Origin of the sequence: Mesorhizobium erdmanii (genome assembly GCF_013170725.1) — a bacterium.
In the GTDB taxonomy this organism is placed as follows: domain Bacteria; phylum Pseudomonadota; class Alphaproteobacteria; order Rhizobiales; family Rhizobiaceae; genus Mesorhizobium; species Mesorhizobium erdmanii.
Genome location: NZ_CP033361.1, coordinates 2517118 through 2529489 on the forward strand (window position 1 = coordinate 2517118; position 12372 = coordinate 2529489).

Annotated in this window: 11 protein-coding genes and 1 pseudogene; 8 read left to right on the forward strand and 4 right to left on the reverse strand. The window is 65.6% G+C overall.

What is annotated here, in order from left to right:
• Positions 1-18 precede the first annotated feature (18 nt).
• The 3 genes from ypfJ to EB233_RS12165 all read left to right on the forward strand — a co-directional run bounded on the left by ypfJ (position 19) and on the right by EB233_RS12165 (position 3281).
• Positions 19-945 (forward strand): KPN_02809 family neutral zinc metallopeptidase, encoded by a 927-nt coding sequence (gene ypfJ, locus EB233_RS12155; RefSeq protein ID WP_064989809.1) that lies wholly within the window; start codon positions 19-21, stop codon positions 943-945.
• A gap of 153 nt (positions 946-1098) precedes the next feature.
• A complete protein-coding gene (locus EB233_RS12160) occupies positions 1099-2364 on the forward strand; it encodes a TCR/Tet family MFS transporter (protein ID WP_064989810.1) in 1266 nt (421 codons plus the stop codon).
• Positions 2361-3281 (forward strand): aldo/keto reductase, encoded by a 921-nt coding sequence (locus EB233_RS12165; protein ID WP_064989811.1) that lies wholly within the window; start codon positions 2361-2363, stop codon positions 3279-3281. Before EB233_RS12160 ends, EB233_RS12165 begins: the two co-directional genes overlap by 4 nt.
• A gap of 224 nt (positions 3282-3505) precedes the next feature.
• Here the strand turns inward: EB233_RS12165 and carA are convergent, their stop codons facing one another.
• Positions 3506-4711 (reverse strand): glutamine-hydrolyzing carbamoyl-phosphate synthase small subunit, encoded by a 1206-nt coding sequence (gene carA / locus EB233_RS12170; RefSeq protein ID WP_064989847.1) that lies wholly within the window; start codon positions 4709-4711, stop codon positions 3506-3508.
• Positions 4712-4985: 274 nt separating this feature from the next.
• Here carA and EB233_RS12175 point away from each other — a divergent pair, with 274 nt between their 5' ends.
• Entirely contained in the window at positions 4986-5438 is a 453-nt protein-coding gene (locus tag EB233_RS12175; RefSeq protein ID WP_171892228.1) for a GatB/YqeY domain-containing protein, read from the forward strand.
• Between the two features lie 5 nt (positions 5439-5443).
• A complete protein-coding gene (locus EB233_RS32135; protein ID WP_279626480.1) occupies positions 5444-5575 on the forward strand; it encodes a hypothetical protein in 132 nt (43 codons plus the stop codon).
• A 42-nt stretch (positions 5576-5617) separates the two neighbouring features.
• Here EB233_RS32135 and EB233_RS12180 read toward each other — a convergent pair whose 3' ends face one another.
• Complete coding sequence (locus tag EB233_RS12180) at positions 5618-6616, reverse strand: hypothetical protein (RefSeq protein WP_064989812.1); 999 nt, start codon at positions 6614-6616, stop codon at positions 5618-5620.
• Between the two features lie 405 nt (positions 6617-7021).
• Between EB233_RS12180 and EB233_RS12185 the strand changes: the two are divergent.
• Both EB233_RS12185 and EB233_RS12190 read left to right on the forward strand, forming a co-directional pair.
• Positions 7022-7733: pseudogene (locus EB233_RS12185) on the forward strand (DNA helicase).
• A gap of 31 nt (positions 7734-7764) precedes the next feature.
• On the forward strand, positions 7765-8322 hold the full coding sequence (locus EB233_RS12190; protein ID WP_064989813.1) for a GNAT family N-acetyltransferase: 558 nt from the start codon (positions 7765-7767) through the stop codon (positions 8320-8322).
• Between the two features lie 12 nt (positions 8323-8334).
• Here the strand turns inward: EB233_RS12190 and EB233_RS12195 are convergent, their stop codons facing one another.
• A complete protein-coding gene (locus EB233_RS12195; protein WP_027054795.1) occupies positions 8335-8751 on the reverse strand; it encodes a MerR family transcriptional regulator in 417 nt (138 codons plus the stop codon).
• A gap of 112 nt (positions 8752-8863) precedes the next feature.
• Here EB233_RS12195 and EB233_RS12200 point away from each other — a divergent pair, with 112 nt between their 5' ends.
• Positions 8864-11110 carry a heavy metal translocating P-type ATPase gene (locus EB233_RS12200; RefSeq protein ID WP_064989849.1) on the forward strand — a complete coding sequence of 749 codons (2247 nt, stop codon included), beginning with the start codon at positions 8864-8866 and terminating at the stop codon, positions 11108-11110.
• A 20-nt stretch (positions 11111-11130) separates the two neighbouring features.
• On the opposite strand, the gene EB233_RS12205 is transcribed toward EB233_RS12200, so the two are convergent.
• On the reverse strand, positions 11131-12315 hold the full coding sequence (locus EB233_RS12205) for an MFS transporter (RefSeq protein ID WP_064989814.1): 1185 nt from the start codon (positions 12313-12315) through the stop codon (positions 11131-11133).
• Between the last annotated feature and the right edge of the window lie 57 nt (positions 12316-12372).

The following is a 12372-nucleotide window of genomic DNA, read 5'->3' on the forward strand; positions in this document are numbered from 1 at the left end:
TTGTCACGGGGAGTTGCCATGCTCTGGAGAGGCCGTCGTCAGAGTGACAATATCGAGGACGACCGCAGCGACGGCGGTGGTGGCGGTATCGGTGGCGGCGGCGGCGGCTTCCAACTCCCGATCGGCGGCCGTACCGGCGGCGGCGGCAGCATCCTCCTGGTCATACTGGTGGTCATCGCCGGTTGGTATTTCGGCTTCGATCCATCGGCGATCCTGGGCGGCGGCGACGGCGGCCTGCTGCCGGGCGGCGGTGGCCAGATCACCGACAACGGCGGCAGTGGCCAGAACAGCGGCACGGCACCCGCCAATGACGAGATGAAGCAGTTCGTCGCGACAGTGCTCGCCGAGACCGAGGACACCTGGACCGGCATCTTCAAGTCGCAAGGCCTGACCTACGAGGACCCGAAGCTGGTGCTGTTTTCCGGCCAGGTCCGTTCGGCCTGCGGCTTTGCCTCGGCGGCGGCGGGGCCGTTCTATTGCCCTGGCGACCACAAGGTCTATCTCGACATGACCTTCTTCCAGCAACTCGACCAGCAGTTCGGCGCTTCCGGTGAATTCGCCCGCGCCTATGTTATCGCGCATGAAGTCGGCCACCACGTGCAGAACCTCACCGGCATCATGGGCAAGTTCAACCAGATGCGGCAAGGCATGAGCGAAGCCGACGCCAACCAACTGTCGGTGCGCATCGAGCTGCAGGCGGACTGCTTTGCCGGCGTGTGGGCGCATTACACCGCGCAGAAGGGCATATTGGAGCAGGGCGACATCGAAAGCGCGCTGAACGCCGCGAAGCAGATAGGCGACGACACGCTGCAGAAGAAGACGCAGGGCTATGTCGTGCCGGAAAGCTTCAACCACGGCACCTCGCAGCAGCGGCAGACCTGGCTGGCGCGCGGCTACAAGAGCGGCAAGCTGTCGGATTGCAACACGATGAGCGGCCCGCTGTAAGAACTTGTTTCACGGCATTGCCCTGACGGCGACGACACCGTCAGGGAGAGTCAGGATCGACGATTCCTGGCTGTTCTTGGATTGTTCCTTTTGGCGCGCTGGCCTATAAGGTGCGTCCGCCTGCGCCCGGGCAGCCTGAGGAGCCTGACCATCATGATCGACCCCAAAACCGCCAGGCGGGGCCTCGCGCTGGTTTTCACCACGCTGCTGCTCGATATCATCGGCTTCGGCATGATCATGCCGGTGCTGCCGGCCTATCTCAGGGAATTGACCGGCGTCGGCATCAGCGGTGCGGCGATCGAGGGCGGCTGGCTGTTCTTCGTCTATGCGGCCATGCAGTTCTTTTTCGCGCCGATCATGGGCGGCCTGAGCGACCGCTTCGGGCGGCGACCGATCCTGCTCGCCTCGGTGCTGACCTTCTCCATCGACAACCTGATCTGCGCCATCGCCTGGTCCTATCCGATGCTGTTCATCGGCCGCGTGCTGGCCGGCATTTCGGGCGCCAGCTATTCGACGACATCGGCCTTCATCGCCGACATCTCCAACGACGAGAACCGGGCCAAGAATTTCGGCCTGCTCGGCATCGCCTTCGGCGTCGGCTTCGTCATCGGGCCGGTGCTGGGCGGCTTGCTCGGTACGTTCGGACCCCGCGTGCCGTTCTTTTTCGCCGCCGGGCTCGCCTTCGTCAATTTCCTGATTGCGATGTTTTTCCTGCCCGAAACGCTCGACGGAAGGCATCGCCGCCGGTTCGAGTGGAAACGCGCCAACCCCGTCGGCACGCTTTTGCAAATGCGCCAGTACCAGGGCATTGGCTGGATCGGGCTGGTTTTCTTCCTGATGACGCTCGGCCATATGATGTACCCGGCGGTGTGGTCGTTCGTCTCCAACTACCGCTATGGCTGGAGCGAGCAGCAGATCGGCTTCTCGCTCGGCGCCTTCGGCCTGTGCGGCGCGATCGTCATGGGCACGGTGCTGCCGCGCGTCATCCCCAGGCTCGGCGAGTGGAGGACGGCGGTTATCGGCCTGACCTTCACGGCGGCCAGCGCCTTCGGCTACGCCTTCGCCTCGCAGGGATGGATGATCTATGCGGTGATCGTCGTCGGTTGCCTGGAAGCGCTGGCCGATCCGCCGCTGAGGAGCCTCGCCGCCGCCAAAGTTCCGCCGTGGGCGCAAGGCGAGCTGCAGGGCGCGATGACCTCGATCTTCTCGATCACCTCGATCATCACGCCGCTGCTTTATACGGCGATCTTTTCCTGGTTCACCGGGCCAAGCGCGCCGGTGACCTTCGGCGGCGCGCCCTATCTGGTCGGCGCATGCTTCCTGGTGCTGGCGGTCATCGTCTTCGTCACCAAGGTGGCGAGACCGGCCATGGCCAGGAATGTCGCCGCCGACGTTGCGGAAGATGGAGCGCGGATATGAGCCATGACAGCCGGATCGCACTGACCCGGGACGGGGTGTCTCTGTCGCGGCTGGTCTTCGGCGCGTGGCGCATGCTCGACGGCGGGGCGCGCCCGGATGCCGATCAGGTCGCCCGGCTGATCGGCAGCGCCGTCGATCTAGGCCTGACCAGTTTCGACCATGCCGACATCTATGGGAATTATGAAGTGGAGGCGGCGTTCGGCGCCGGGCTGTCGCGCTGGGCGGGCAACCGCGAGGAGATCGAGCTGATCTCGAAATGCGACATCATGCTGGCCTCGGCCAACCGGCCGCAAAACCGGCTGAAGCACTACGACACCAGCGCCGGCCACATAGCCGCTTCGGTCGACCGTTCGCTTGGCAATCTCGGCACCGACTATCTCGACTTGTTGCTGCTGCACCGGCCGGACCCGCTGATGGATGCCGACGAGACGGCGGCGGCATTGGCTGGGCTGGTCAAGGCGGGCAAGGTCAGGGCGGTCGGCGTTTCCAATTTCATCCCGTCGCAATTCGATCTGCTCGCCTCGCGCTTGCCGTTTGCGCTTGCCACCAACCAGATCGAGATGTCGGTGCTCAAGACATCCGTTCTGACCGACGGCAGCCTCGATCATGCGCAGCGTCTTGGCTATGCGCCGATGATCTGGTCGCCGCTCGGCGGCGGCTCGCTGTTCACGGGCATGGAGGCGCGGGAAGCGCGGGTGCGGGCAGCGCTGGCGGCTGTCGCCGCCGAAATCGGTGCCGGCGATCTCGCCACGGTCGCCATCGCCTGGCTGCTGCGCCACCCGGCCCGGCTGGTGCCGGTGCTCGGGTCGATGAAGCCGGAACGGCTGGCAGCCATGGTCAAGGCGCTGGAGATCAGCCTCGACCGCCAGCAATGGTTCGCCGTATTGGAGGCCAGCGAAGGCCGGCCGGTGGCGTGAGGGTGGGGCACTTCCGGTACGAGGCTATGAGAGGCTTGCGCCGCCCCTCATTGCCCTGCCGGGCATTTCTCCCCGTATAGTGACGGGGAGAAAGACGCGGTCAGTGCCGCTTTCGCAAATCTTCGACGTTGGAAGAAGAGTGCCGGGATCGCCACAGCATCTTCTCCCCATTCACGGGGAGAAGATGCCGGCAGGCAGATGAGGGGCAGCGCTAACGGATCGGGTCAAGCCCGCTCGGCCAGCAATTCCTCGCCGCGCTTTTCGCGGATCAGGTTGACGAAGCGGCGGAACAGATAGTGCGAATCCTGCGGGCCGGGCGAGGCCTCGGGGTGATGCTGGACCGAGAACACCGGACGGCCGGTGAGCGCGATGCCGCAGTTCGAGCCGTCGAACAGCGAGACGTGGGTTTCCTCGACGCCTTCGGGCAGCGAGTCGGCATCGACGGCGAAGCCGTGGTTCATCGAGACGATCTCGACCTTGCCGGTGGTGTGGTCCTTGACCGGATGGTTGGCGCCGTGGTGGCCCTGGTGCATCTTGGCGGTCCTGCCACCCAGCGCCAGCGCCAACATTTGGTGGCCGAGGCAGATGCCGAACACCGGGATGTCGGTCTTGAGCAGATCCTGGATGACTGGCACGGCATAGTCGCCCGTGGCTTCCGGATCGCCGGGGCCGTTGGACAGGAAGATGCCGTCCGGCTGCATGGCGAGGATTTCTTCCGAACCTGTGCTGGCCGGAACCACCGTCACCTTGGCGCCGAGACCGGCAAGCAGGCGCAAAATGTTGCGCTTGACGCCGTAGTCGATGGCGACGACGTGCATGGAAGGCTCGGCCTGTTCGCCAAAGCCTTCGTTCCACACCCAGGGCGTTTCGCGCCAGACCGAGGACTGGCCAGAGGTGACTTCCTTGGCAAGGTCGAGCCCGATCAGCCCCGACCACGCGGCGGCGCGGCTCTTCAAATCGTCGAGGTCGAAGACGCCGTCCGGTGCATGGGCGATGACGGCGTTGGGCATGCCTTTTTCGCGGATCAGCGCGGTGAGCGCCCGGGTGTCGATGCCGGAGAGCGCAACGATACCGCGCTTCTTCAGCCACTGGTCGAGGTCGCCGGCGGCGCGGTAGTTGGACGGGTTGGTGACATCGGCCTTGAACACGGCGCCGACGGCACCGGCGCGCGCGGCCGGATTGAGGTCCTCAATGTCCTCGCCATTGGTGCCGATATTGCCGATATGCGGGAAGGTGAAGGTGACGATCTGTCCGGCATAGGACGGATCGGTGAGGATTTCCTGGTAGCCGGTGAGCGAGGTGTTGAAGCAGACTTCGGCGACGGCTGAGCCGGTGGCGCCGAGGCCGCGACCCTTTATGACAGTCCCGTCGGCCAGCACCAGCAGGGCGGTCGGCTTTTCGGTTGCCCAAGGGGCGGTCATCTCGGCCATGGCGGCACTCCTATCGGACCGCGCGTAGCAACCGACCCGGCGGGCGATCTGCGCGGCAAACGGCGCGAAGCGGCGCATTCGCGGCTTCCACGCAGTCAAGCTTCAGTTCATGCAAGGCCCAGTACATAGGGGAAGGGGGCAGGGCGGTCAATGATCATGCGAAACGCGGCCGCGATTTATTTCATCAAGCAATATCATGGGCTTGCTCCGCCGTATCAGGGTTTGCGTTGGCTTGGCGCCGGCGCTATTGTCCGCGCCGATCGAAGGAGAAAGCATGATGCGCGCGAAAATCGCCGAATCCCTGAAGAGCGCGATGAAGGCGCAGGACAAGCACCGGCTGCCGACATTGCGGCTGATCCAGGCCGCCATTCATGATCGCGACATCGCCAATCGCGGCTCGGGCAAGGAGCCGGCCAGCGATGAGGAAATCCTGCAGATCCTGGCCAAGATGGTTAAGCAGCGCGAGGAATCGGCCAAGGCATTCGAGGACGGCAAGCGGCCGGAACTGGCGGCGCAGGAGCGCGGCGAGATGGAGATCATCCGCGGCTTCCTGCCGACGCAGCTCGATGATGCGGCGGTTACGGCCGCGGCGCGCGAAGCGATCGCGGCGACGGGTGCCGCCAGCCAGAAAGACATGGGCAAGGTGATCGCCGCGCTGAAGCAGAAATATGCCGGCCAGATGGATTTCGGCAAGGCGAGCGGCATCGTCAAGGGTCTGCTGCAGTAGGCACAGTGCCTATCGCTTGGCTGCCGATCGCCGGCCGGAGACTGCGGCCGTCACTGGTCGCCGCCTTGATCCAGCCGGCTTTCGGCTACGACGATACCGGTGATGCGCAGCGCATGGCAGCCTTGCTCCTGCGCTAAGCCGGCGCTAGATCCCATGGATCGCCCAATAGTCGGGCGGCCTCACGGCCCGTTGCAGATCGGCAGCGGCTGCGCGGGCGGTGCCGGATGATCCTTCTTGTACTGGGCGATCATTGGCTCGAGGACTTTTTGCGGCCAGAATTTCGGCGCGCCGATTTCCTTAAGGCAGGACGCATTCCAATAGGGTGCCTCGCCGGACGGCGAATGGTTTTTTTCCGCCTGCGCGACGGCGGCGATGTCGCGTGATTCCGGGTAGATGTAGAGGGTGGTCGGGTTGCCCTTGACCATGGAGATGAGCTGCTGCGCATCGGTCGGCGACCAACTGGTGCAGCCATTGCTGCGGCCGCCGGCATACTCCACCAGCTTGCCGAACGGCACCATGCCATCATGGTCGGCGTAGGAATTGGTCGGGTTTTTGCGCATGCACATGGTGCGCAGCACCTGCGCCGCGTGGCCGCCGATCACGCGTTGCCTGGCATTGGCGGCTTCGCCCTCGCCGTCGAACTGGATGAAGGTTCGCACGAAGGCCGCGTCCTGTTTGGCGGCGGTCCGATAAAAGCCCTTGAACGAGGTCTTGGCTTCGCCAGTCATATAGGCGCCGCCGGCGGTCAATTCCGAATCCATGGCATTGCCGAAGTTCTTGGCGCACCGCCTGCCGTTTGAAAAATCGGCGGTGCCTTTCAGGTTCTTGCCACCCCCATGACCCGACGAGATGGCGCGAAACGACTGGCTGGCCTCGCAGACGACATAATACCGGCGGCCCAGCACGCCATTGCCGAGGTCGCCAGGACGGGTGGCGTCCATGGCGAAATAACAGGGGTTGCTGACCGCGCCCTGCGCGACCTTTTTCAGGTAGAGCGCGCGCGCCCGCTCCAGCACCACCTGGGAGATCTGGCCGTCACTGTCGCCGACATGCGCCTGCAGCCAGGCCGGAATGGCCGACGGCGCGGCAATGGACCGGCCCGCCGCGGTCAGGGCAATGACGATGACGAGAAGGCTGAGGGTAACGACAATACCCAGGGGGACAGATCTCAACCGCACCGGTTCAATTCTCCTGCCGAAGCCATCTTGCGAATCCTCGCGCTGCTGTCATCGGGACTGATTATAAAATGCCGCGCGCCTATCGGCGAGACACATCTTGTTTAGCGCGCCGGCAAGTGTGCGCGAGACCGCGCCTCACTGTCCATAGGCTGGGCGCTGGAGCTAGGACGCTGGCTCGAGGCTTGCGGCAGCCGTTCTCGCGTTTGCGAACATGCGCCATTTTCGATCCGCGGATTTTCGAGCCCTTGGGATTGCGCTATGATCTGATTCTGGCGTGGCCCACGCCTCCTCCCTCCGCCGGGAAAGCATTCGTTCATGCGGGGCGCACTCCAATCACCGAACCGACTGTTCGAGCGCCAGGCATAAGGAGGGGTTGCGAAACGGCTCGCACCAGGAGGTTTTGCGATGAAGCTGTCCGCGCCCGTCTATCATCTGAAACGTCAAGCCAGGCTGTTGTCGCGCGAGGCAAAAATCCCGCTTCACCAGGCGCTTGACCGTATCGCGGCACGGCAGGGTTTTGCCGGCTGGAGCCTGCTTGCGGCCAAGCTGTCCGAGACGGCGCCCGCCAGCCGATTGTTCGCGCGGCTAGTGCCGGGTGACCTCGTTCTGCTCGGTGCGCGGCCGGGCCACGGCAAGACCTTGATGAGCCTCGAACTCGCGGTCGAAGCGATGAAGTCAGGCCATCGCAGCGTGTTCTTCACGCTGGAATATACGCAACGGGATGTGCTGGATCGGTTTCGCGCCATCGGCGTCGAGCCGGCCCGGTTCGACCGGCTGTTCGAGTTCGACACGTCCGATGGCATCAGCGCCGACCACATCGTTGCCCGGTTGGGATCGGCGCCGCGCGGCACGCTGGCGGTCATCGACTATCTGCAACTGCTCGACCAGAAGCAGGAGAACCCCTAGCCTGATGGACCAGGTCCGCACGCTGAAGGCTTTCGCGCGCGACAGCGGCGTGGTCCTGGTCTTCATCTCGCAGATCGATCGGTCCTACGACCCGGCGAAGAAGCCGGTCCCGGATATCAGCGACATCAGGTTGCCCAACCCGCTGGATCTGTCGCTGTTCAGCAAGACGTGTTTCCTCAACAGGGGCGAGATCCGCTTCGAGGCGGCTTGAGCCTGCTCCCTGCCACGGCTATGCCTGAAACATGGTCGAGATCGTCAAACCCGCGCTTGAATATCTGCCGTCCTACAAGGCCGCGCTCGAGCGCGGCTGGTCGCCGGACAATGTCCGGCTCATGGACGCGACGCGCGAGCAGCTCGCAGCGATTGAGCAGGATCCCCTGGCCTTCCTGGCCAGCCTCGACGACCCCGAGGCCAAGGGGGATCCGATCACCTTGCCCGACGGCACGCAAGTGCAGCGCCTGCCGGGGTTCCGCCGCTGGATCTGGGATGGTGAGGCATCCGGCTCGATCGGCTTTCGCTGGCAGAACGGCACGGCGGACCTGCCGTCGCATGTGCTTGGCCATATCGGTTATGCGGTGGTGCCATGGAAGCGGCGGCGCGGCTATGCCACGCAGGCGCTGCGGCTGATGCTCGACGAGGCGAGGGCGGTCGGCCTGCCCTATGTCGAGATCACCGCCAAGCCGGGCAATCCGGCCTCGCACAAGGTGATCCTGGCCAATGGCGGCAGACTGGTCGAGCGCTTCTTCGAGGACGCCGCCTATGGCGGGGTGGAGAGTTTACGGTTCCGGATCGAGCTTTGAAGCGCCCCATCCTCACCCATGCTCGTCGGCGCACAGTGCGTGGTCGGACAGGGCGCGGATGACGTAGCAGTCGCCGACCGTCTTGCCGTCGCAGCAGGAGGCGATGCGCTCCAGTTCGGTTTCCAGCCGCTTCAGCTGGGCGATCTTTTCGCGCACCGAAATCAGCTGCTCCTGCGCGATCTTGTCGGCATGGCCGCAAGGCTGCTCGGGATGGAAGCTGAGTTCGATCAGGGCGCGGATGTCCTCGACGGCGAAGCCGAGGTCGCGGGCGTGGCGGATGAAGGCCAGCCGTTCCAGCTCCTGCCTGGAGTAGCGGCGCTGGTTGCCTTCCGAGCGCTCGGGTGCCGCGACCAGTCCCATCTGCTCATAATAACGGATGGTCGGCACCTTGACCCCGGTGCGGCGGGAGAGATCACCGATCGAAAACATGCATTTTGCCTCTTGAAGCTCTAGTGACTAGAGGAATTAAAGTGCCTGACATCAAGGTTCAAGCCCCATGCGGCGGCACGCCGCGCGGGTGAAGAAACAGGCAGGTGATGGAATGACGGCTCCTTTGAAGCAGACGCGGTTCAAGATCGGCGGCATGGATTGCGCCTCCTGCGCGGCCAAGATCGATACGGCGGTGCGCCGCCTCGACGGCGTCGCCGACGTCTCGGTTTCGGTGACCGGCGCCTCGATGACCGTCAGCCATGGCGGGCCGCTCAATGACGACAAAGTGCTGCGGCAGGTGGCGCGGCTGGGCTATGGCATCGTCAAGGCGGGAACCAGAACCGACGAGCCGGCACCACATGACCATGCCGATCATGACCATGAAGGCCACGACCACGAAGACCATGACCATCCGGGCCACGACCATGACCATGCCGGCGGAGAAGTCGCCGGGCAGGCAGCTGCGTCGACTCATCTCCACGGCGATGCCGAGCTGGGGCAGCCGTGGTGGCGCTCCCGTCGCGCGGCGCTGACGCTGGCTTGCGCGGCCGCCCTTGTGGCCGCCTACGGCATCGGCCATCTGGTTCCGGCGGCCGAGCGCTGGGTCTTCCTGGCGGCGTTGCTGGTCGGCCTGGTGCCGATCGCGCGGCGCGCGCTGATGGCGGCGTTCGCCGGCACGCCATTCTCGATCGAGATGCTGATGACCATCGCCGCTGTCGGCGCCGTGATGATCAACGCCACGGAGGAAGCCGCGGCCGTGGTGGTGCTGTTCCTGATCGGCGAACTTCTGGAAGGTGTTGCCGCCGGCCGCGCGCGGGCCAGCATCCAGGGCCTGGCCGACCTGGTGCCGAAGACGGCGCTGGTCGAGCGGGGAGGCGGCACGGTTGAAGTTCCCGCCGACCAGCTTGCCGTTGGCGACGTCATCGTGGTGCGGCCGGGCGACCGCATCCCGGCCGATGGCGAGATAACAGAGGGGTCGAGCGATATCGACGAGGCGCCGGTAACCGGCGAAAGCACGCCGAAGCGCAAGGGTATCGCCGACACAGTCTTTGCCGGTACGATCAACAACGATGGCGTGCTGAAAGTGCGGGTGACGGCGGCCGCTTCCGACAACACCATCGCCCGCGTCGTGCGGCTGGTGGAGGAGGCGCAGGAAGCCAAGGCGCCGACCGAGCGCTTCATCGACCGCTTTTCACGATACTATACGCCCGGCGTGCTGGTGGTCGGCGCGCTGGTGGCGCTGCTGCCGCCGCTGGCCGCCGGCGGCGACTGGAACGAATGGATCTACAAGGGCCTGGCGATCCTGCTGATCGGTTGCCCCTGCGCGCTGGTCATTTCGACGCCCGCCGCGATCGCCGCCGGCCTGGCGGCCGGTGCGCGGCGCGGGCTGTTGATGAAGGGCGGCGCGGTGCTGGAAGGTTTCCGCCGGATCACCGCGGTCGCCTTCGACAAGACCGGCACGCTGACCGCAGGCAAGCCGGTGGTGACCGACATCGTCGCCTATGGCCGCGATGAGCGCACCGTGCTGGCGCTGGCGGCGGCGCTCGAACAGGGCTCCAGCCATCCGCTGGCGGTGGCAATCCTGGACAGGGCCAAGGCCGACAAGGCGCCGGTGCCGCCGGCGCTGGCGGCCAAGGCGATCTCGGGCAAGGGTGTCGAGGGCAGCGTCGGCGGCGTCGCCGTCTTCCTCGGCTCCGGCCCCGCGGCCGGCGAGCGGGCTGGCATGACGCAAGCCCAGCGCCTTGCCATCGACAGCCTCAACGGCCAGGGCAAGACCGTCTCGGTGCTGGTGGCCGATGGCGTGATCGCCGGGTTGATCGCCATGCGCGACGAACCAAGGCCGGATGCGGCGGCAGGCATCGCGGCGCTGAAGGCGGAAGGCATCCGCGCGGTGATGCTGACAGGCGACAACAGCCGCACCGCCGAGGCCATCGCCACGTCGCTCGGCATCGAGGCGCGGGCGCAATTGCTGCCGCAGGACAAGCAGCGCATCGTCGGCGAATTGCAGCGCGAGGGGCTGACGGTGGCCAAGGTCGGCGACGGCATCAACGACGCGCCGGCGCTCGCCGCAGCCGACATCGGCATCGCCATGGGTGGTGGCACCGACGTGGCGCTGGAAACAGCCGACGCCGCGATCCTGCATGGCCGCGTCACGGACGTTGCCCGCATGGTGCTGCTGTCGCGGGCGGTGATGGCCAATATCGGCCAGAACATCACCGTGGCACTGGGGCTGAAGGCGGTGTTCCTGGTGACGACCATTGCCGGCATCACCGGCCTGTGGCCGGCGATCCTGGCCGACACCGGCGCCACCGTGCTCGTCACCGCCAACGCCATGCGCCTCTTGCGCTGGCGTGGGTGAGGGCTTCTCCGGATCGTAGTCTACTCGGCGGGCGCCGTCAGCGGCGGCGTGGCGTTGCTGCGCCCTTCCCAGACCTGGGAGATGACAGCGACGAGCACCGCCACCAGCATAGCGAAGGCGCCGACCACCGGCAGGCTGCGATAGCCATAGCCGGCATTGAGCATGGCGGCACCCAGTGATGCTGCAAGCGCGATGCCGACATTGAAGCCGGACGGGATTAGCGAAGAGGCGAGGTTGGAGGCGTCGGCCGTCCAGGCCAGGATGCGGGTCTGGATCGGGGTGCCGATGGCGAAGCTGAGACCGCCCCAGATGACGATCGCCACGACCATCGGCACGGGGTAGGGGCTGACAGCGTAGATGACCGCCAACGTCACCGCCTGCAAGGCCAGCATGGTGATCAACGACGGCATCAGCTTCCAGTCGGACAGCTTGCCGCCAATGAAGACGCCCAGCGTGGCGCCGACACCGTTGAGCAGCAGCACCCAGGGCACCAGGCTCTCGTCGAGGCCGGTGACTTCCATCAGGGTCGGCGTGATGTAGGTGAACAGGCAGAACTGGCCGAGCATCAGCATCAGGATCAGGATCAGCGAGGTCCAGACCTGCTGGCGCGCCAGCACGCGGACCTCCCGGGCCAGGCCGGCGGGCTTGGCCTGATATCCTGTCGTGCGCGGCAGAAGTACGGCCATCGCAGAAGTCGCCGCCACGCCCAGCGCGCACATCACCCAGAAGGTGGCGCGCCAACCCCAAATGTTGCCGATGGCGGTGCCGGCCGGCACGCCGATGACGTTGGAGACCGTGAGGCCGGAAAGGATGACCGCGACCGCCATGCCGCGCTTGTCCTCGGGAACGAGGCCAACGGCGACCACCATTGCGACGCCGAAATAGGCGCCGTGCGCGACCGCGACGGCAATGCGTAAGAGCAGCATGGCAGTGAAATCGGGCGCCAGCGCACAGGCCGCCTGGCCAACGGTGAAGGCGACGGCCAGCCCGAGCAGCAAGGTCTTGCGCGGCAAGCGCTTGGTGGCGAGGGCCAGCAACGGGCCGCCAATGGCGATGCCGCAGGCATAGCCGGAGACGAGATAGCCGGCCGATGGAACCGAGACGCCAAGCCCTTGCGCCACCTCCGGTAGAACGCCGGCAATGACGAATTCGGTGGTGCCGAAGGCGAAGGCGGCGATGAACAGGGCGAAGAGCGGAAGCGACATGGGGAAAGCCTTGGCTGGAACGGCCTCAAACCACGGATGGGCGCCGCCGGCAATCCA